This window comes from Halarcobacter sp., from assembly GCF_963676935.1.
Taxonomy (GTDB): Bacteria; Campylobacterota; Campylobacteria; order Campylobacterales; family Arcobacteraceae; genus Halarcobacter.
The window spans coordinates 2567744-2587474 of sequence record NZ_OY781470.1 but is presented as its reverse complement, the minus strand read 5'-3'; the positions used below and the strand labels follow the sequence as shown (position 1 = coordinate 2587474).

Here is a 19731-nt window from a genome sequence, read left to right as displayed (position 1 = left end):
AAAGAGCAATTAGTTTTGCTCTTTTTTTTCTTGAAAACTTAAACTCTTTTCAATCATTAAATTAGCAGTTTCTAGTTGTGAGTGTACAAAGTATTTGATATTTAATTCTTTTAATTCTTTTTTTTCATCCAAAGAATCAATTTTAACTATTAAGTTTGCATCACTTTTAAAGTTTAATACAGCTTCACAAATTAGTTTTTTTTCATTTACACTACTTAATGTGATTATTATATCTGAGGCTTCATCAACTTTTAGAGATTCTAAAACAGGCAGTTTTTCTAAATGTCCAAAATATGCTAAATAGCCATTTCTTCTAGCTAAAACAACATGTTTTAGATTATCTGAGATTATTACAAAACTTCTTTTTTTTCTTTTTAGTTGGTGTGCAATTATTCTTCCAAGTATTGAATATCCACAAATAATAGTATGGTTCTTTTTATTAATAGGGGTAATTTTATCTGATTCATAAAATTCAATTACAAAATAAGAAGCTAATTTATAGATATTGTTTATTATAAATGGAGTAATTATCATAGAGATAACAGTTACTAAGATTAAGAAGTTAGATAACTCTTTATCTAGAAGATTATCATTTGAAGCAAGAGCAAATACTGCAAATGAAAATTCTCCAATCTGACAAAGTGCAAGAGCGGATTTTATTGCATCACTCTTATTTGATTTTCTTCTTATTAAAATATAAACAACAAAAGCTTTTATTATAAGTACCATTATAAAAACTAAAAAAACATAATGGATATTTGAAAGAAGAAAAGGTAGATCTATTTTTGTACCAACTGAAAAGAAAAATGCTCCAAGAAGCAAATCTTTATATGAGGCAATATCTGATTCAACTTTTATATGGTATTTGGTCTCAGCAATAATCATACCAGCAATAAATGCTCCTAACGAGTAAGTAAAACCTAAATAATGAGCAAAAATTGAAGTTCCTATAACTATTGATAGGACTGAAGCTAGAAACAACTCTTCTAGTCTTGTTTGTGATGCAAACTTTAAAAGCCATTCAAGAAGTTTTTTACCTATAGTAAACATAAAAAGGATAACTAATAGAGCCGATAAAAAAGTATTAATTAATATTTCGCTTAAGCTTAGGGTATCGTTTGCTAAAAATGAGATTAATAAAAGAATTGGAATTACTGCTAAATCTTGAAAAACTAATATTGCTGTAGATCTTTCTCCATAAGGGGTATGTATATCCTTTGATTGTTTTAAATATGTTAATACAATAGCTGTTGAAGATAAAGAGAAAGCAAGTGCAATTATAATTGAAGAGACAGTATCAATAGAAAAAATAAATCGTGAAGCTAAAAAGATAATAAGAGCACTTACCCCAACTTGAAATACTCCATTTACAAAAAGTATCTCTTTCATTCTTTTTAGTTTGTTAAAGGGCATCTCAAGACCAATAGTAAACATAAGAAAAACTATTCCAAACTCTCCAATCAATTCTAAGATATGAAGATCAGAACTATTTGATAAATCAAAAATAAAAGTTATCAATGTTCCTGTAATTATATATCCAATAATGTGTGACATAGATAGCTTTTTTAAAATTATATTTAGCACTGTAGATATTGCTAATGATAAAAATATTATTAATAGTATTGTTTCCATTTTCGTATTTTATCCAATAAATTTGGATTTTATATTAAGATTTTGTATACAAATAGATCAAATTATATTGAAACTGTTTAATACTATTAAAATCCATGTAGTAAGAGCAATTATTATGGAGATAAAAACTGCTGCACTTCCTGCATCTTTTGCCATTCCTGCCATTTTTTGATGCTCTAGGGTAACTAAGTCTACTGCTCTTTCAATTGCAGAATTCATTGCTTCAGTTAAAAGAACAAGACCTAAAGTGGCAAAAAGTAAAATTTTATTAGTTAATGTTGTATCTAGAAAAAATAATATTGGTATAGAGATAAAAAATAGAGATAATTCTATTTTAAAAGAGTTTTCAGTTTTTATAATATCTTTTAGTCCTTTAAGGGCATATATTGTATTCTTTATGAAGTGATATTTTGGTTGGTTTCTCATTTAATCCCTTTAATTATTATATTTTAGATATATTAATAAAAAAGAGTTACCAATAGGTTATATTCAAAATTTAGGAGCAATAATGCTAGATAAAATAAAAGATTTTTTTGGACATGGTAAAGATCATATTATTACAGTTATATTAAAAGGTCTTTTTTGGTTGGCTCCCATAGCTGCAATTACTATAATAATACTTTGGGTTTATGAAAAATTTAATAGTTTAACAGGGTATCTTTTTACTTTAATAGGATTTGAACCAGATAATTATCCTATCCTTTGGACCTTTATAGGAGTAGGGTTAATAGCTTTTTTTGCTTATATATTAGGAATATTTGTAGAAACAGGTATGATTAATTTTATTCAAAAGTTATACTCAAAAGTACCAGGATATTCCACAATTAAAGAATTAGTAAATATTTTTAATACTTCAAAATCTGGAGAGAAAAAAGTATTGGTTGTACTAATAAGAGGATTTTCAAAAGAGGATTATAATGTTGGGTTAATGTATTCAACAAAAGAATCTGTTATTAAAGATCATTATACAGTTGTTTTATCTATGACTCCTATCCCAAATGGTGGATATATGTTTGAAGTACATAAAGATAAGATTAGAGTTATTAAAGAAGCTACATTTGATAGTAATTTACAATATCTTTTATCAATGGGTGTAAAATCTTTAGCAGAGATTGTAAAAATAGATCCTAAGCCTATAGAAGAGTTTGAAACATTAGAGCAATATTTAAAGCAGTTTGAAGAAAATAAAGAGGAAAAATTTGATATTGTAAAATAAATTTTTAATATTATTAAAATTTAGTCATTTTTACACCATTTTTTATTAATTTTTATGTTACTCTTCTACTATAAAAACTAAATTAGTGCAAGTGGTAAAATGGAAAATAATAATAAAAAAATGGGTAAGCATATTGCTGAGCAAACAGTTATGTTTGCAACAATTACAAAATGGATATTAATCTCCTCTTCAATTGGAGCTTTAATTGGCTTAATAGTTGCTTTTTTTCTAAAGTTTTTGGAGTATTGTGAAAATTCTAGAAGTACTTTACCCTTTGACTATTATTATTTATTACCTTTCGCCTTAGTTGTTACTGTTATTATTGTAAAAAAGTTTGCACCAACAGCAGAGGGACATGGAACTGAAAAAGTTATTGAAGCTGTACATAAAAACTCTGGGGAGATGAAATTATCTGTTATCCCTGTTAAATTAGTTGCTACAGTAATTACAATATTTGCAGGTGGTTCTGTTGGTAAAGAGGGACCGGGTGCTCAAATTGGTGCAGCAGCAGCTTCGTCTATAGCAACTCTTTTTAAATTCTCAAAAAGAGATAGAAAAAAAATGGTAATATGTGGTATTAGTGCCGGTTTTGCCTCAGTATTTGGAACACCTTTAGCTGGAGCTATCTTTGGAGTAGAGATACTTATTGTTGGTGCTTTAATGTATGATATTTTATTACCATCAATTGTAGCTGGATTTTCTGCATTTTTTGTTGCAAAAATGGTTGGGATAAGTTATACATACTTTGATATCGCATATTATGTAACTTTTGATTTTAACTATGTACTTATAGCAAAAGTAATTTTAGCTGGTATCTTCTTTGGATTAGTTGCTGATTTTATTATTACTATTTTAAAAGCTATTCATAATTACGCAAGTTCATTGAAAATGCATTATATTTTAAAAGCATTTTTAGGTGGGGTTGTTATTGTTATTTTAACTTTGATTGTTGGAGATCAATATCTAGGTTTAGGATTTGAAACAATAAAAGAATCTTTATCATCAAGTACTTTAGATCATGAAAATGTTCCTTGGTATTCATTTATACTAAAAACGATTTTTACCTCTTTAACTTTAGGTTTTGGTGGAAGTGGAGGGGTTATTACTCCTGTATTTTACATTGGGGCAACAAGTGGTAACTTTTTTGGTGGTTTAGTTGATGGATATATTCCACTTTTTGCTGCTTTAGGCTTTGTTAGTGTTTTAGCAGGGGCAACAAGTGCACCAATTGCTGCAATGATTATGGCAGTTGAGCTATTTGGAGTAAACGTAGCTCACTATGCCGCTTTATCAATTATAATTGCATTTTTGATGACTGGGCATAGAAGTGTATTCCCTTCACAGGTTTTATCAATGAAAAAATCAGATGCCATAAATGTAAAACTTGGAGAAGAGATTGAGAATGCAGAGGCTACGTATACAACTAGATTTTTTAAGAATATAAGAAGAGTTATAAGAATTATATATGTTAAATCAAGAAGAAGAATTAGAAATAAAAAAGCTAAAAAGTAATGTTTTCTAAAAACTCTATATCTTCATCTACTACAATAATCGCATCTATACAAAAACTAGAGTTAATCTCTTTTTTTTGTAAGTAATACTCAACACTTCTTTTTAGTTTAGAGAGTTTACTTGTTGTAATATTGTTTATGGCACTTTCATATGAGTTTGAGGATTTTACTTCAATAAAATGATAAATATTATCTTTAGTTGCAATAATATCTATCTCTCCTAATTTTTTTGCATAGAAGTTTTTTTCTACTATTTTAAAAGCTTGAGAGTTTAAATACTCACAAGCTTTCTCTTCAGCAATATCACCCTTTAATCGGCTCAATTTCTACTCTAATTGATTTGAATCTTGCAGTTAAAATTAGTTCATCTGCTTCATCTCCAAAGATAAAATTAACTTTTGATTGGGGATGATGAAAAGTTGTATATAAAGTTCCAGGTCTTATATTTTTAGTATATTTAATTGGCATAATTGCAGTTTCACCATATTGGGTTTTCATTATAATATGATTGGCACCAATTTTTTCTTCATCCTCTTTAGAGGCTAAAATAATATCTTTGTCATATCTAGAATTTAGTGCTTCACTTCTTATGGTTTGGGCAGCATTATTATAGTGAACAATAGTTCTTCCAGTAGTTAAATAAAACTCATTATTCTCAAAAACTTCATTATTTACAAGTTTTTTAATCTGTTCTCTTAATTTATATTGGTGGTATTGAAAATATCCTTTTCCATCTTCGGTTCTAAATTGTTCAAGGTGTAAAATAGGAGTATCCTCTTTTTCAATAGGCCATTGCATACCTCTATTTCTATTTTTTGAAAGTTTATGATATGTTGCACCACTAAATCTAGATTTTACTTTTTCTTTAGTTTCATTCCATACATCTTCACTAGTTTCATAAATAAAATTCCCTTTTATTTTGTTTTCTATATCTCTTAATACTTCCCAATCATCTGGCATATCTGCTTCCACAAGAGGTTGAGAAAGGTGAAGTCTTCTCATGGCATTTACATAAACACCAGTTTTTTCATAAGCAGATCTAACACCAAAAATAATATCTGCTTTTTTTGTAATCTCATTCATAAAAAGTTCATTTGAGATAATTAATTCAAGGTTTTCTAAAGCTTTGTGTACTTTGTTTTGATTTGGATGAATATGGGCAATATCTTCTCCCATCACATACATAGCTTTGATTTTACCCTTTAACATCTCATCTATAAGTTGAGGTGTCATAAGTCCAATCTCTTTTGGTTTTGCATAATCAGGATCAAAATATGGAAGACATCCTGTATCACAGGCTCCTTGTACATTATTTTGTCCCCTTAAAGGCATAAGACCAGTTCCTGTTTTACCAATATTTCCTGTTAATAAAGCAAGGTGTACTATTGCCATTACAGCATATGAACCATCTAAATGTTCAGTTATTCCCAAACCCCAAAAAAACATTGATTGTTTTGAGGCATACTCTCTAGCTACTTCAGGAATAGAATCTGCTAAATCTTCATAACCTTTAATTTTTCTCATATATTCAGGATTTGCATAAGGGTCATTTAGAATTGATTTTTTATACTCTTCAAAACCTACACATCTTGAATCTATAAAGTTATTGTCATAAAGTTTTTCAGAAAGAATTACATATGCCATCATGTTAAGTACTAAAAGATTTGCTTCATATGGAATTACTAACTCTTTTCCATATTTACCTATTTGAATATTTCTAACATCAATTACTGTTACATTGGCTGTTTTAGCTTTTGCTGCTTTTATTATTCTATTTGCAACAATAGGATGTGCCTCTGTAGTATTTGAACCCATAATAATTATATTTTCAGTTTTGTAAATATCGTCAAATGGGTTTGTTGCTGCACCTTCTCCAATAAGAGGTTTCATCCCTTTTAAACTAGGACTATGACAAACTCTCGCACAACAATCTACATGGGGAGAATCCATCCCTTCTCTAATGAATTTTTGGAACATATAAGAACTCTCACATGAAGTTCTAGCTCCTCCCATTCCACAAAAACTATGTCTGCCATAGGTGTCTTTTATCTCCATAAGTTTCCAAGCTGCAAGAGATGTTGTAAACTCATATGGGGTTTCAAAATACTTTTCATCAAACTCTTTTAATGTTTTTGCTCTTGCTTTTAACTCTCTTGGTAACTCTTCTAAGTTTTTCTCAATAAAACTTTTTTTAACTCTACTATTTCTTATCCTATCATCAGAATCAACAAAACCGAAACCTTTTGCTCCTTTAATACAAAGCTTACCTTGACTAACATAACCATCATTTTGTGCATAGATTTTTAATATTTTATTATCTTTTACTTGTCCTGTAATATCACAACCAACACCACAGTATGTGCAAACTGAATTTATATCTGCAATCATTTATCAACCACCACCTACAAATTGTAATAATTCTAATTTATCATTCTCATTAAGAACAAAACTATTCCATTCATCTTTTTTAACAATCTCCATATTTACAGCTGCTGCCATAACTTTATCTTCAATTTTAAGTATAGAGATAATTTCTTGTAGTGTAGAGTTTTCATTAAAGTTTTTCTCTTCACCGTTTACTATTAGATTCATAACAAATACCCTTTCTATTTTATAGATTTTAACAAAAATATCATTATATTAAACAATAAATCTTAATATATAAAAAACATTATATTTATAATAGTATTTTTAGTAAATTTTTATATAATGAAAATATTAATAAGATAGCATGGAATTTTTATGATTAAAAAAGAAAGAATTATTTCTCTAATAGTAACTATCATACTAATTTATATAAGCCATAAGCTAATAGAAAGTAATAATTACAATATTGAAAGTAGTATTGATAATTTATCTACAGAAGTTCTTAATTCTCAAGCAAATGTTTTAGAAAGAACTATTTTTCGAAATACAAAAAGTGCAACAATTTTAGGTGAACATATAAAGATAGTAAATGGCAATATGAGTAGTTTTGATACTTTTGCTAAAATGCTTTTATCTGAATTAAAAGGTGTTAGTAATCTACAATTAGCTCCTGATGCAGTAGTTAAAAAAATCTATCCATTAGAAGGAAATGAAAAAGCTATTGGACATGATTTATTTAAAGATGATGCAAGAAAAAAAGAAGCTTTTCTAACAAGAAAAAGTCATAAATTAACTTTAGCTGGCCCTTTTACATTAATACAAGGTGGAGTAGGGATTATTGCAAGAAAGCCTATTTATATCAATGATAAATTTTGGGGTTTTGCGTCAGCTTTGATTATTTTGGATGATTTGATTAAAAATACAAACATCAATGAATTAAAAGAAAAAAATTATATTTTTAGACTAAAAAGAGTTCATCCTGACACAGAAAAAATGGATATTTTTTATGGAAATAAGAATTTTTCTTCTGAGCAAAAAGTTTATACTAAGAGTTTAAAAGTTCCAAATGGTACTTGGTATTTAGATATACAATATACTGGAATCTATTTATCTAACAGTTTAGTTTTTATTTTATATTTTGTTAGTATATTAATCTCATTTTTACTTGGATATCTTTTATTTATTATTTTAAATAGACCAAGAGAATTAGAAAAATTAAATGATTTATTAGAAAAAAAAGTTCAAGAACAAACAAAAAAAATACAAAATAATCTTGATTTAATAGGTACTTATGTTCTTTATTCTAGAACAGATAGTGAAGGGATTATTACTGAAGTTAGTGAAGCATTTTGTAAATTAACAGGTTATTCAAAAGATGAATTGATAGGAAAAACTCATAGTATTTTAAAAGAAACAAACTATTCAAATCAATTTTATGAAAATATGTGGAATACTATCAAATCTGGGAAAACTTGGGCAGGAGAACTTAAAAATAAAGCAAAATCTGGACATAGTTTTTGGGTTTACTCTATGATTTCACCAGAATATGATGAAAATAACTCTTTAGTTGGATTTATAGCTATTAGACAAGATATAACAGCGAAAAAAACTTTTGAAGAGAATCAAGTAGACTATTTTCAAAATGCAAAAATGGTAGCAATGGGAGAGATGATAGGTAATATTGCTCATCAATGGAGACAACCTTTAAGTGCTATTAGTACCTTAGCAAGTGGTTTAATATTTGAGAAAAAAGCAAATATTATTGATGATGAAAATTTATATAAAAAATTAGGCAACATAGTTGAGTATACACTTCATTTGTCAAAAACAATTGATACTTTTAGAGATTTTCTAAGAGTTAGAAAAAGTGTTGAAAAAACAAATTTAGAAGATAGAATTATTGCTGCTAAAATGATTATTGATGCTACATTAAAGGAAAAGAGTATTGATTTGATTGATAATATTGATTATGAAAAAACAACAAAAGTTAATTTAATTATTGGTCAATTAGAGCAAGTTTTATTAAATATTTTTAATAATGCAAAAGATGCTTTGTTGGAAAAGGAAACGATAAATCCATGGATAAAGCTAGAACTATATTCGATTGATGATAGAATTATCATTGCTGTTGAAGATAATGCAGGGGGAATTCCTGAAAAAAATATGCCACATATTTTCGAACCATATTTTACAACAAAACATCAAACATTAGGAACAGGTTTAGGATTAAATATGAGTTATAGAATTATTAATGAAAGTCTAAAAGGTAATATTTATGCTAAAAATACAAAAAATGGAGCTAAATTTTTTATTGAGTTACCTATGATGTAATTTAATTTGGTCTTTCAACCATATATCCAATTCCTCTGATATTTATTATAAAGTCCTCTTTTAATACTTTTTTTACTCTATTAACTTCAGCTCTTATAGTTGCGGTATCTATATCATCTCCATCATAAGCATATTCTCTAAACATATCATAATTTACAACTAAACTTCTATTTTTAGACAATAAAGAGATTATCATAAGTTGTCTTTTGGGTAAAATATGGGGTTCATTATTAAAATAAAGTGTCATATTATCGTGATCAAAACTATATAATTTTGATAATCTTTTATGATTTTGAGGAACAACTGAAGATTTTAAAATCTTATTTATTCGAAGATTTAATTCTTTTAGATGAAAGGGTTTTTTTAAATAATCATGGCAACCAATATCAAAAGCTCTTGATATCTCTTCAATATCTAAAAGTGCAGAGATAAATATAGTAGGAATTGTTCTTTTTTGTTTATGAAGTTCTTCTAAAATAGTAAAACCATCAATATCTGGAAGATTAATATCTAGTATTAACATATCAAACTTTTCATTTTCTAATATTTCAAGGCAAGTTTTTCCATCTTTTGATGATACAATTTGATGTCCTACAGATGTTAAATATTGAGTTATTGCATCATTTAACATCAAATCATCTTCAAGTAATAGAATTTTCATCTTTATCTTCCTTTTTAAAGTAATATGAAAAAGTTGTAAAATAGTTGTTTGATTCTACTTTTATTTTTACATCTTCCTCATCACATATTTTTTTTACTAAATTTAAACCTAAGCCAAAACCCTCTTTTAATTTCTCTTCTCTATAATACTCTTCAAAAATTTTTTGAGGTTCTTGAATTACACTTGAATGGCTTGTAAACTGAAGTTTAAAAAAATCATTTTCTTCATAAAGTACAATATGTATATCTTCGTTTTCAAAAGTATATTTTATCGCATTTGTTAAATTATTGTCTATGATTCTTTGAAGTTTTGTTTCATTAAAATTTATAAAACGAGATTTATTTGAGCTATCAAATATTAATTTAGATTTTGCTTTTAATGCAACTTGAAAGAAAAAATCAATTCTACTTCTAAGGTAATCTGTTAAATCAATTCTTTGAGTAGAATAATTTATTTGATCTCTTTTTACTAGATAACTTAAATCATCATAGATTGAAAAAAGATTTTTCATAGCAACTTCAATGTTTGATAAGTATCTACTTTTTCCTAATTCCATTTCATGTAGTTCAACATTCCACATAATAGAAGATAAAGGTGTGTTTGTTTCATGAATTGTATGTCTTAAAAACTGTTTTTGTGCAGCTAATAGATTATGGGTATATAATTTTTCTTCATTTAATTTTGCAGTTTGTTTATCATAATCTTTTGTTGATTGTTGTATAAGATGAGTTAAAGCTCTTATTGTTCTCGCATGTTCATTCTTTTCTTTTGGTTCTAGATTTAACTCTTTAAAGTCACTTTCAGAAGAATCTTCTGTAAGTGCAACTATTGTCAATGTTTGATTTAAAAGAAGATTATTAGTTCCATTGTGATAAAACTCTGCATAGGTAAAAAAACCAGAAGTGGGTGCAATTTTTGCAAAGGGTTCCACCTCTACTTGGATAAAGCTTGGCATATATCTTCTTCTTGCCATACATGAAAATAGAAAAAAACTTTCAGGTTTCATTGAACTTAAGTTATTTAGGCTTTCTATAGGATTTTGCATAATCATCTCAGCATTTCCAAAACCTAATTTTACCTTATCTCCCTCTTCCAAATTTCCTGCAAAACTTACACTTCCATCGCTATGCTTAGCAATTACTGCTCTTGCCGTAGGAATACCATCTTTCTCAACTATAAGTGGAAATTCTATCCCTGTTGCAGGCAGTGCCATTGCAACATCTTCTCCTAAATATTTTGCATAAAACTCAACAGGGGACATCCCATTTATACTATAAACTCTATTATCTTCAATTTTATCAATTGTATGTTCAATACCAATTGGGGACCAATTAAATCTATAATCGTTATGAACTTTTAATTTATCAGAATTTAAAGAAACACCAACTGCACCACTTTTTAAAATTTTATCTTGGCATGAAATAAATGTTTGTGTAAACTTTCCATTATCTCCTGCCATTCCCCCACATATTGGAGTTGTATTACTAAAAGACTCTACACCTTTTAAAAAGTTTTCTCCATTTGTTGTTGTTCCATCTGTAAATAGTATTAGAAGTTTTGTATTACTAGTAACTAAATTTTTTGCCAGATTAAAACCATTATTAAAAGAGTTTTTATCATCTGCATAAGAGGCTAAAATTTTAGTTTCTTTAAATATTGAGATTGAAATGATGGTATTAGATGTTGTAATAGAGGTATTTTTAATCTCTCCATCAGTTGTTGTACCAATAATAATTGATTGGGGGAGTTCTTTTTTTAGTTTTTCTATAATATCTTTTAAATTACTATATCCTTGACCACAAAAAATTTGTATTAATATATTTTCTTCATTTTTTAATAGTTCTAGATTAATATTGCTATTTTCAATACCATTTTTAATATTATAGTTAAAAGTTTTCATACAAAATTGTATCATAAATATTTTTTTTAAAAAAAATATAATAGATATTTTTATTAAAAAATGGCTAAAAATGGGCTATTTGGAAACAAAAAAATTAACGCTATATTCAGGCTATATTCAGGCTAAATTCAAGCTATATTTATACAGTAAGATTTCATCAAGAAAAGATTAATACACTTTACGTATATGATTTTTTCATTTTAATATATAAAAGGAAATGATATGTCTGCTAAAATTTATGAAAAACCAACTTTTAAGCCTCAATATGAGAATTTTATTGGTGGAGAATGGGTAGCTCCAAAAAGTGGCGAGTATTTTGATAATATTTCACCTGTTGATGGTGATGTTTTAACAAGAATTCCAAGATCAAATGAAGAGGATGTTGAATTAGCTGTACAAGCTGCAAAAACAGCTTTTGAATCTTATAAACACACTTCAGTAATCGAAAGAAGTACAATGTTAAATAGAGTTGCAGATGCAATTGAAGCAAATCTTGAAGCTCTTGCAGTTGTTGAAACTTTAGATAATGGTAAAACTGTTAGAGAAACACTAAATGCTGACTTACCTTTAGTTGTTGATCATTTTAGATATTTTGCATCAGTTATTAGAGCTGAATCAGGTACAGTTGCTGATCTTGATGAAGATACAATTTCACAAGAGGTTTTTGAACCATATGGAGTTGTAGCACAAATTATTCCATGGAATTTTCCATTATTAATGGCAGCATGGAAATTAGCTCCTGCATTAGCAGCTGGAAATTGTGTTGTTATGAAACCAGCATCAGCTACACCAAAATCAATTTTATTATTAATGGAAACAATTCAAAATGTTTTACCAAAAGGTGTTATAAATATTATTAATGGTTCAGGTGGTAAAATAGGTAAATATTTAGCAACTCACCCAGATATTAAAAAAGTAGGATTTACAGGGGAAACTACAACTGGTCAGTTAATTATGCAATATGCAACTGAAAATATTATTCCTTCAACACTGGAACTTGGTGGAAAATCTCCAAATATATTCTTTGAATCAATTATGGATGCAGATGATGAGTTCTTTGACAAAGCTATTGAAGGATTAGTATTATTTGCATTTAACTCAGGTGAGGTTTGTACTTGTCCATCAAGAGCACTTATTCAAGAGTCAATTTATGAGCCATTTATGAAAAGAGTATTAGAAAGAGTGAAAGCTATTAAATTAGGTGATCCTCTTGATGTTGAAAATATGATGGGAGCTCAATGCTCTCTTAACCAAAAAGAGAAAATCTTAGATTATATTAAAATCGGTAAAGAAGAGGGTGCTGAGTGTTTAATTGGTGGTGAAGCTTATGAGTCTGAAAAACATCCAAATGGATTCTATATTAAACCAACAATCTTTAAAGGTCACAATAAAATGAGAATTTTCCAAGAAGAGATTTTTGGACCAGTATTAGCTGTTACTACTTTTAAAGATGAAGAGGAAGCAATTGAAATTGCAAATGATACTGTATATGGATTAGGTTCTGGTGTATGGTCAAGAGATGCACATCAATTACACAAAATGTCAAGAGCAATTCAAGCAGGTAGAGTTTGGGTAAACTGCTACCATATGTATCCTTCTCATGCTTCATTTGGTGGATATAAAAAATCAGGTATAGGTAGAGAAACTCATATGATGATGTTAAATTCATACAGACATACAAAAAATATCTTAACTTCTTACAGCAAAAATGCCTTAGGATTCTTTTAATAGATATTAATAAATATAGGGATTATTCCCTATATTAAAGGATAAATTATGGATACAAGAAGAGTTATCGTAAGTGACGATGCAAAAGAAGTTGTTGAAATGTTAAAAAAAGAGCATGGGGATTTGGTCTTTAATCAAAGTGGTGGATGTTGTGATGGTACAGCTCCTATGTGTTATGAAAAAGGCGATTTTTATGTACCTAGTAGAAATGTAAAATTAGGTGAAATTTGTGGCTGTGAATTTTTTATAGACAAAGATCAATTTGAGTATTTTAGACACTCACAGATAATAATTGATGTAAAAGAGGAAAAAGCAGCTTTTGGAAACTCTTTTTCAATTGAAATCGACCATGGATATCAGTTTATAACTCGTTCAAGAATATTTTCAGATGAAGAGTATGAAGAGATTAAAAAATTAGAATCATAAATGCTACTTTTCAATAAGTAGCATTTTAAATCTATCCCCCATTCCTGTTGGTTCAATTAATGTTTTTATTTTTTGTGATTCTCTTAAATATGAGTTTTCATCTACATTTTTTTTGTAAAGTTCTAAAAGTTCAGTAATCCCAAAATCAATCAAGGCTTGAACTTGTGTTTTAAAAGTTATATTTTTTACATTTAGCTTCTCAAAACAATCACTTAAGTGTTTAAAATATACATCGTAAGTTATATCAGCTTTTAAATAGTAATTTTCAAGTTTTAATTTTTCTTCAAAAATTGGGAAAACTTCATGTTTAAAGTAGATTCTTGTAGAAAAATCATTTCTAGGGATTCTATCTCCATAATCAAAAGTTAAAAAAGAAAAGTTTTTTATGTTTTTGCATATAGTTTGGGCAAAATCTTCATAACCAATTGCAATCTCCCCCTTTTCAATCTTATATTTTTTACAATGATTTATAATCTTTTCATCATTGCAGGGTTCAAAAAATATCTTGTGGTTCTTTACAAATGCCATATTTAATTGTTCATTTTTTGTATATACTAATTCACATGCAAAGGCATCAAATATCTCATTTGCAACTATAAAAGCGTGGGGTAAAACAACTTCACTTATATCTTTATAATGAGTTAATTTTATGGCATCACCAAAAGACTTTTCTAAATAGTTTTTTTGTTGTATTTGTAAGTTTTCAAATCTTTCTACAATGGCAAAATTAAGTGTATCAAGAAGTTTTGGTTCAAGGGTATAGATAAATTGAATAATATCAGCAAGCAAATAACCATGATGCGCACCCACTTCTAAAATAGTTGTATTTTGGGGTAAGGTACCTTTTTTTATAGTATCAACAATTTTTTTACCTATTGAACCACCAAAAAAAGATGAGGTTGAAACAGAAGTGAAAAAATCCCCTTCTTTACCAATTGTTTTATAGTTTGAATAGTATCCGTTGTTACTGTATAGCCACTTGTTGAAGTAATCACTAAATTTTTCTTTTTTCATGATAGAAGTTTATCTAAAAAAGCTATAAAGGTGGCTAACCCTTTATAGCTTAATGATTTAAATTTTTTTAATATTTTTGTTTTATCGTTCAATTAATATCTACTAGATAAACCTCGGGCTTAAAATCTAAAGGATTTAACCTTTAGATAAAAGTAGATTTTGTTAGGGTACAAATCCAAAAGAATTCTAAATAAAAATAGTGTGAAAAAAGTGAAATTATTAAAAATTTTAAAATTTTTAATAATTTTTACAAGGGTCGACTATTTTATTAACATCTTGATATAGATATATTTCTACTCTTCTATTTAAAGCCATATTCTCCAAAGAATCATTTGGAACTATAGGTTTTTCGTAAGAACATCCTTTTGAAAACACTTCATTTGTAATTCCACTTTCATATAATACTTGTCCTACGTTTAAAGCTCTTTTTTTTGATAGTTTAAGATTATATAAATAGCTTCCTCTATTATCTGTAAATCCTACAACTTGCACAGTAGTGTTAGGATAATTTCTTAAAACCTTAGAGATTTTATTAATTCTTTGTGATGCTTCATTAGTAGGATAAGCTGAATCTGTTGCAAATACCATACTCTCTTTTAGTGTGATTTTTACATATTTATCTGTATTTGAAACAATTAAGTCTTTGTTTTCATTTTTAATTGCATCAGAACTATTATCAACTTTTGTATCAAGTTCTTTTGCTACATCTTCTGCTTGCTTCTCAATAGAATAACCAATTGCTCCCCCAACTGATGCTCCAATTACTCCACCAATAAGAGCTCTTTTTGCTTTACTATTGCCTTTTGTGCTTGCACCAATCAATGCTCCTAATATACCTCCAATAATAGCTCCTGTTTGAGTATTTGAACCTGTATATTCATAATCTCGTTTTTGAGCACATCCACTAAGAAGTATAGTTATGATAAAGAATATTAGAAATTGTTTATAAACTGACAAAAATTTCATAGTAAAGACTCCTATTTTTTAGTATTATATAGTAACATTTTCAAGTGGATTTATTGTGTATTTTATACAAAAGAGTGTAACTTGAATGTAAATTAGATTTGATATAATGTCAAAACAAAAACTAGGAGAAGCCCATGTATAAAAAAACAAAAATTTTAGCAACTTTAGGACCAGCAAGTAATAGTGTAGATATGATTGAAGGGCTAATCAAAGCTGGTGCAAATATGTTTAGACTTAACTTTTCTCATGGTGATCATGAGTATCATAGTGAAACATTGAAAAATATTAGAACTGCAATGAATAATTTAAATACAACTATATCAGTACTTCAAGATATTTCTGGACCAAAGGTTAGAATTGGTGAATTAAAAGAACAATTTGAACTTTTTAGAGGTGATGAAATAACATTTTTAAAAGATGAAATAGTTGGCTATAAGCAAGCAGATAAAAAATATATAATGTCAACAAATTATCCTGAACTTCTTGATAAAGTAAAAGTGGATGAGTATATTTATTTGTATGATGGAACAATTAGAGCAAAAGTTATTGAAACAGGTAAAGAAGTAAAAGCAATAGTTGAAAACCAAGGAATATTAAGTTCTAAAAAGGGTATAAATTTTCCAAATACTGTAATTGATATTAATGTAATTACTGAAAAAGATAAAAAAGATATTGCTTGGGGTGTCAAAAATAAGGTTGACTATTTTGCAATCTCATTTGTACAAAATGCAAATGATATGAAGAATGCAAGAAAGCTTTTAGGGGATTATAAAGGTAAATTAGTTGCAAAAATTGAAAAATTTGATGCAGTTGAAAATATAGATGAAATAATTGATCAAAGTGATGGAATCATGGTTGCAAGGGGTGATTTAGGAATTGAAGTACCTTATTATGAGGTTCCAACAATTCAAAAGAGACTTATTAAAAAAGCAAATGAAGCTTGCATCCCTGTAATTACAGCAACACAAATGCTTTTATCAATGACACATAATGAAAGAGCTACTAGAGCAGAAATTTCTGATGTTGCAAATGCTGTTTTAGATGGTACTGATGCTGTTATGCTTAGTGAAGAGAGTGCTGTTGGTATTGACCCAATCAATACAGTTGAAACTATGGCAAATATTATCGCTAAGACTGAAGAGATATATCCATATGATAAACATGATAAATTATCTTACCATGATCAATTTGATGTTATTCAAGCAACAGCTACAAAGCTTGCTGATGATATGGGTGCAAAAGGTATCATAGCACTTACAAGTTCAGGTTTATCTGGTATGAAAATCTCTAGATATAGACCAAGAACAAACATTTATATGTTTACACATAAAAGAAGAGTTTTAAATCCAATGTGTGCTTTATGGGGTGTTGAACCTATTGCAAAAATAAAAGAAGCTGGTGCTTCAAGAATGATACAAGTGATGTTAAAACATCTTGATGAAAAGGGTATGTTAGATAAAAGGTCAACATATATAGCAACATTTGGTTATCCTGTTGGACAACCAGGAAGTACAAATACTATAAAGATTTTAACTCCATCTGAGATGAAATATTATCTTGAACTTCCAGAAGGAAAGAAGAAGTAAAACTTCTTCTCTAACTTATTTTAGAGTATAAATCTAAAAGTTCAATTTGTTTTTCAAGTTCATAGATTTTTAATTCTATGGACTTGATTTTTTGAGAGTTTTGAAGAGTGTCAACATCACTTTGAGTTTTTAACTCGGCATTTTTTTCCTCAATAATAACTTCTAATAAAGAATCATAAAGTTTATAATCATCTTGAGCAATTTTCTTTTTACTCTCTAGCATTTTTAATTTAGATAGTTTTGTTTTATAAAAATTTCTCTCTTCAAGTTCTATATTCTTTAGGTTTAGTTTACTTGTTAAATAGTTGATTCTTTCAGTTTCAATATCATTAAAAGTTCTTACATCAAGTGGCATTGATACAGATAATCCATAACTGTATATATTTTCATTTGAGATGTCATCATCTTTATCCTCATGATATTGTGTATGACTCGCTTCAACGCTTACTGTTGGAAGATATTTTGCAACAATCATATCACTGTAATAATCTTTTTGTTCAACATCAGCTTTTGCTTTTGATAGTTCTAAATTTCTTTTTAAAAATATATCCTCATCTACTAAACTTAAAACTGGTAAATCAAAGCTTGTATACTTACCACTTGCTATATTTGAAAAGTTTAAGATAAGTTCATCTTTTTGGTAATATAAATCTGCTAAGGTATTTTTGATTGAGTTTGCATCTAAAATTGCATTATCTAATGTTGAAGTATCTAAAAATCCATTTAATACTTGCTCTTTTTTCCTATCAACATCAATATTTGCATTTTTTAGAAGAAGTTCATTTTTTTTGATATTTAAATCTAAAATATTAAGATTAAAAAGCATTGTTGTTGCTTCTTTAATTAACTCTTTTTTCTGTAAATCTATATCATAATCTGTATATTTGTAAGTGGCACTTGCATATTTTATTGCACTGTAAATCCCTCCACTTTTAAAAATCGGTTGGTTTATATTTATGGCACTTTTTAGAGTATTTGAAGTATCTGACTTGCTTTTTGTTAGGGATAAATTGATTGGATTAATCCAATCTTTTTTTAACTTGCTACTGCTTTCTTCATTTTTGTCTTTATTGTATTTAAACAAGTTTAGTCTGTCTTCTGAAAGGATTTTTTCATCTACGCTGTTTTTTTCTTGTGCACTTAAAAATAGTGGCACAAGAACTAATGGTATAAAAGAAAATTTAAGCAATTTTTGCAAGTGCATTATCTAACCTTTTAAAACCTTCGTTTACCTCTTCTTTTGAAATGGTAAGAGGTGGTAAAAGTCTTAAAGTATTTCTTCCTGCTTTTAATACTAATACCCCTTCATCAAAAGCATTAGAAATAACAGTTTTTAACATATCAGAATCTTTAACTCTTAATCCTCTCATTAAACCTAAACCAACTTCATCAGTAAAAATATTTTGATATTTCTCATAAATTTCATTTAATTTTGTTCCAAAATATATTATTGTTTCATCAAGCGTTCCTGCATCTTTATATTTTTCTAAAATATCTAAAACTTTATTTGCACTAGCACAACTTAAGTAGTTCCCTCCAAAAGTTGAACCATGGTCTCCTGGTTCAAATATATCTTTGTGTGTAGTTACAACTGCTCCAATTGGAACTCCTCCACCAAGACCTTTTGCAAGTGTTATTACATCTGGTTGTATCTCATAAAGATTTGTAGCTAAAAACTCCCCAGTTCTATAAACACCTGTTTGAACTTCATCAATGATTAAAAGAATATCTCTTTGTTTTAAAAACTTTGCTAACTCTTGAACAGCCTCTTTTTCAAAAGGTTGTACCCCACCTTCACCTTGAACCAATTCAATCATAACTGCAACTGTCTCATCATCAATTGAATTAAAAATATCATCAATAGCAGAATTGAAAGAGAAACCTTCTGGATATGGTGCAAAATTTGGACTATGAAATGAACTTTGTCCAGTTGCTTTAACTGTTGTAATCGTTCTTCCATGGAAAGAGTGTTCTAAAGTTATAACTTTATATCTTTTCCCATCATATTTAGTTTTTCCATATTTTCTTGCAATTTTAATTGCTCCTTCATTTGCTTCTGCTCCACTATTTGCAAAAAAAGTTGCTACATCCATTCCTGAAAGTTTTGCTATCTTTTCACCTAATATCGCTTGTGGTTCAATAGCATAAAGATTTGAGATATGTGTAATATTTTGAACTTGTTTATAAATTGCATCTGCTACTTCTTTATTCCCATGTCCTGCTGATACAACACCTATACCTGAAGTAAAGTCAATATAATCTTTATCTTTTTCATCAAATAAAGTTGCATTTATCCCTTTTTTAAAATTTACATAATTTCTTGCATAAGTGTGTAATACATACTCTTTATCTAATTGTTCTAACATATTTTTGTCCTAATTTTAAGTGATAAA

17 protein-coding genes are annotated in these 19731 nt (G+C 28.0%); 6 read left to right on the top strand and 11 right to left on the bottom strand.

Features of this window, described 5'->3' with window-relative positions; translation table 11 throughout:
• Positions 1-9: 9 nt before the first annotated feature.
• Complete coding sequence (locus ACKU4C_RS12655) at positions 10-1632, bottom strand: cation:proton antiporter (protein WP_321312552.1); 1623 nt, start codon at positions 1630-1632, stop codon at positions 10-12.
• A 57-nt stretch (positions 1633-1689) separates the two neighbouring features.
• Positions 1690-2058, bottom strand: coding sequence for a diacylglycerol kinase (locus tag ACKU4C_RS12650; protein ID WP_321312549.1), 369 nt, complete (start codon positions 2056-2058; stop codon positions 1690-1692).
• 82 nt (positions 2059-2140) lie between these two features.
• Between ACKU4C_RS12650 and ACKU4C_RS12645 the strand changes: the two genes are divergently transcribed.
• Both ACKU4C_RS12645 and ACKU4C_RS12640 read left to right on the top strand, forming a co-directional pair.
• Complete coding sequence (locus tag ACKU4C_RS12645) at positions 2141-2848, top strand: DUF502 domain-containing protein (protein WP_321312547.1); 708 nt, start codon at positions 2141-2143, stop codon at positions 2846-2848.
• A gap of 99 nt (positions 2849-2947) precedes the next feature.
• Positions 2948-4360: a chloride channel protein gene (locus ACKU4C_RS12640; protein ID WP_321312545.1), complete on the top strand. Its 1413-nt coding sequence runs from the start codon at positions 2948-2950 to the stop codon at positions 4358-4360.
• Here the strand turns inward: ACKU4C_RS12640 and ACKU4C_RS12635 are convergent.
• From ACKU4C_RS12635 to thiS, 3 genes are read right to left on the bottom strand one after another with little or no spacing between them, the layout of a single operon-like run.
• Entirely contained in the window at positions 4350-4682 is a 333-nt protein-coding gene (locus ACKU4C_RS12635; protein WP_321312544.1) for a YraN family protein, read from the bottom strand. The genes ACKU4C_RS12640 and ACKU4C_RS12635 overlap by 11 nt on opposite strands.
• Entirely contained in the window at positions 4663-6747 is a 2085-nt protein-coding gene (locus ACKU4C_RS12630; RefSeq protein ID WP_321312543.1) for a molybdopterin-dependent oxidoreductase, read from the bottom strand. The genes ACKU4C_RS12635 and ACKU4C_RS12630 overlap by 20 nt, the downstream gene beginning before the upstream one ends.
• Positions 6748-6750: 3 nt before the next feature.
• On the bottom strand, positions 6751-6951 hold the full coding sequence (gene thiS, locus ACKU4C_RS12625; RefSeq protein ID WP_321312541.1) for a sulfur carrier protein ThiS: 201 nt from the start codon (positions 6949-6951) through the stop codon (positions 6751-6753).
• Between the two features lie 150 nt (positions 6952-7101).
• On the opposite strand from thiS, the gene ACKU4C_RS12620 reads away from it, so the two are divergent.
• The gene (locus ACKU4C_RS12620; protein ID WP_321312539.1) at positions 7102-9057 is read left to right on the top strand and encodes a PAS domain S-box protein; all 1956 of its coding nucleotides are present in this window, start codon (positions 7102-7104) and stop codon (positions 9055-9057) included.
• 1 nt (position 9058) lies between these two features.
• Here the strand turns inward: ACKU4C_RS12620 and ACKU4C_RS12615 are convergent, their stop codons facing one another.
• Both ACKU4C_RS12615 and ACKU4C_RS12610 read right to left on the bottom strand, forming a co-directional pair.
• Positions 9059-9718 carry a response regulator transcription factor gene (locus tag ACKU4C_RS12615; protein WP_321312538.1) on the bottom strand — a complete coding sequence of 220 codons (660 nt, stop codon included), beginning with the start codon at positions 9716-9718 and terminating at the stop codon, positions 9059-9061.
• On the bottom strand, positions 9699-11618 hold the full coding sequence (locus tag ACKU4C_RS12610; protein ID WP_321312536.1) for an FIST N-terminal domain-containing protein: 1920 nt from the start codon (positions 11616-11618) through the stop codon (positions 9699-9701). Before ACKU4C_RS12610 ends, ACKU4C_RS12615 begins: the two co-directional genes overlap by 20 nt.
• Before the next feature lie 222 nt (positions 11619-11840).
• Here ACKU4C_RS12610 and ACKU4C_RS12605 point away from each other — a divergent pair, with 222 nt between their 5' ends.
• Entirely contained in the window at positions 11841-13346 is a 1506-nt protein-coding gene (locus tag ACKU4C_RS12605; protein WP_321312534.1) for an aldehyde dehydrogenase family protein, read from the top strand.
• A 48-nt stretch (positions 13347-13394) separates the two neighbouring features.
• Entirely contained in the window at positions 13395-13772 is a 378-nt protein-coding gene (locus ACKU4C_RS12600; protein WP_321312532.1) for a DUF779 domain-containing protein, read from the top strand.
• Positions 13773-13775: 3 nt separating this feature from the next.
• On the opposite strand, the gene ACKU4C_RS12595 is transcribed toward ACKU4C_RS12600, so the two are convergent.
• A complete protein-coding gene (locus ACKU4C_RS12595; protein ID WP_321312530.1) occupies positions 13776-14786 on the bottom strand; it encodes an SAM-dependent methyltransferase in 1011 nt (336 codons plus the stop codon).
• Positions 14787-15023: 237 nt separating this feature from the next.
• The gene (locus ACKU4C_RS12590) at positions 15024-15752 is read right to left on the bottom strand and encodes an OmpA family protein (RefSeq protein ID WP_321312527.1); all 729 of its coding nucleotides are present in this window, start codon (positions 15750-15752) and stop codon (positions 15024-15026) included.
• A 134-nt stretch (positions 15753-15886) separates the two neighbouring features.
• Between ACKU4C_RS12590 and pyk the strand changes: the two genes are divergently transcribed.
• Positions 15887-17338 carry a pyruvate kinase gene (gene pyk / locus ACKU4C_RS12585; RefSeq protein ID WP_321312525.1) on the top strand — a complete coding sequence of 484 codons (1452 nt, stop codon included), beginning with the start codon at positions 15887-15889 and terminating at the stop codon, positions 17336-17338.
• Positions 17339-17348: 10 nt separating this feature from the next.
• Here pyk and ACKU4C_RS12580 read toward each other — a convergent pair whose 3' ends face one another.
• Positions 17349-18542, bottom strand: coding sequence for a TolC family protein (locus ACKU4C_RS12580; protein WP_321312523.1), 1194 nt, complete (start codon positions 18540-18542; stop codon positions 17349-17351).
• Positions 18520-19704, bottom strand: coding sequence for an aspartate aminotransferase family protein (locus ACKU4C_RS12575; protein WP_321312521.1), 1185 nt, complete (start codon positions 19702-19704; stop codon positions 18520-18522). The genes ACKU4C_RS12580 and ACKU4C_RS12575 overlap by 23 nt, the downstream gene beginning before the upstream one ends.
• Between the last annotated feature and the right edge of the window lie 27 nt (positions 19705-19731).

Bases quoted from the DNA above. Each gene is read 5' to 3' on its own strand.
- ACKU4C_RS12610 (WP_321312536.1), bottom strand. From the start codon at position 11,618: ATGAAAACTTTTAACTATAATATTAAAAATGGTATTGAAAATAGCAAT.
- ACKU4C_RS12605 (WP_321312534.1), top strand. From the start codon at position 11,841: ATGTCTGCTAAAATTTATGAAAAACCAACTTTTAAGCCTCAATATGAG.
- ACKU4C_RS12600 (WP_321312532.1), top strand. From the start codon at position 13,395: ATGGATACAAGAAGAGTTATCGTAAGTGACGATGCAAAAGAAGTTGTT.
- ACKU4C_RS12645 (WP_321312547.1), top strand. From the start codon at position 2,141: ATGCTAGATAAAATAAAAGATTTTTTTGGACATGGTAAAGATCATATT.
- ACKU4C_RS12620 (WP_321312539.1), top strand. From the start codon at position 7,102: ATGATTAAAAAAGAAAGAATTATTTCTCTAATAGTAACTATCATACTA.
- ACKU4C_RS12595 (WP_321312530.1), bottom strand. From the start codon at position 14,786: ATGAAAAAAGAAAAATTTAGTGATTACTTCAACAAGTGGCTATACAGT.
- thiS (WP_321312541.1), bottom strand. From the start codon at position 6,951: ATGAATCTAATAGTAAACGGTGAAGAGAAAAACTTTAATGAAAACTCT.
- ACKU4C_RS12630 (WP_321312543.1), bottom strand. From the start codon at position 6,747: ATGATTGCAGATATAAATTCAGTTTGCACATACTGTGGTGTTGGTTGT.
- ACKU4C_RS12575 (WP_321312521.1), bottom strand. From the start codon at position 19,704: ATGTTAGAACAATTAGATAAAGAGTATGTATTACACACTTATGCAAGA.
- ACKU4C_RS12655 (WP_321312552.1), bottom strand. From the start codon at position 1,632: ATGGAAACAATACTATTAATAATATTTTTATCATTAGCAATATCTACA.
- pyk (WP_321312525.1), top strand. From the start codon at position 15,887: ATGTATAAAAAAACAAAAATTTTAGCAACTTTAGGACCAGCAAGTAAT.
- ACKU4C_RS12590 (WP_321312527.1), bottom strand. From the start codon at position 15,752: ATGAAATTTTTGTCAGTTTATAAACAATTTCTAATATTCTTTATCATA.
- ACKU4C_RS12640 (WP_321312545.1), top strand. From the start codon at position 2,948: ATGGAAAATAATAATAAAAAAATGGGTAAGCATATTGCTGAGCAAACA.
- ACKU4C_RS12650 (WP_321312549.1), bottom strand. From the start codon at position 2,058: ATGAGAAACCAACCAAAATATCACTTCATAAAGAATACAATATATGCC.
- ACKU4C_RS12580 (WP_321312523.1), bottom strand. From the start codon at position 18,542: ATGCACTTGCAAAAATTGCTTAAATTTTCTTTTATACCATTAGTTCTT.
- ACKU4C_RS12615 (WP_321312538.1), bottom strand. From the start codon at position 9,718: ATGAAAATTCTATTACTTGAAGATGATTTGATGTTAAATGATGCAATA.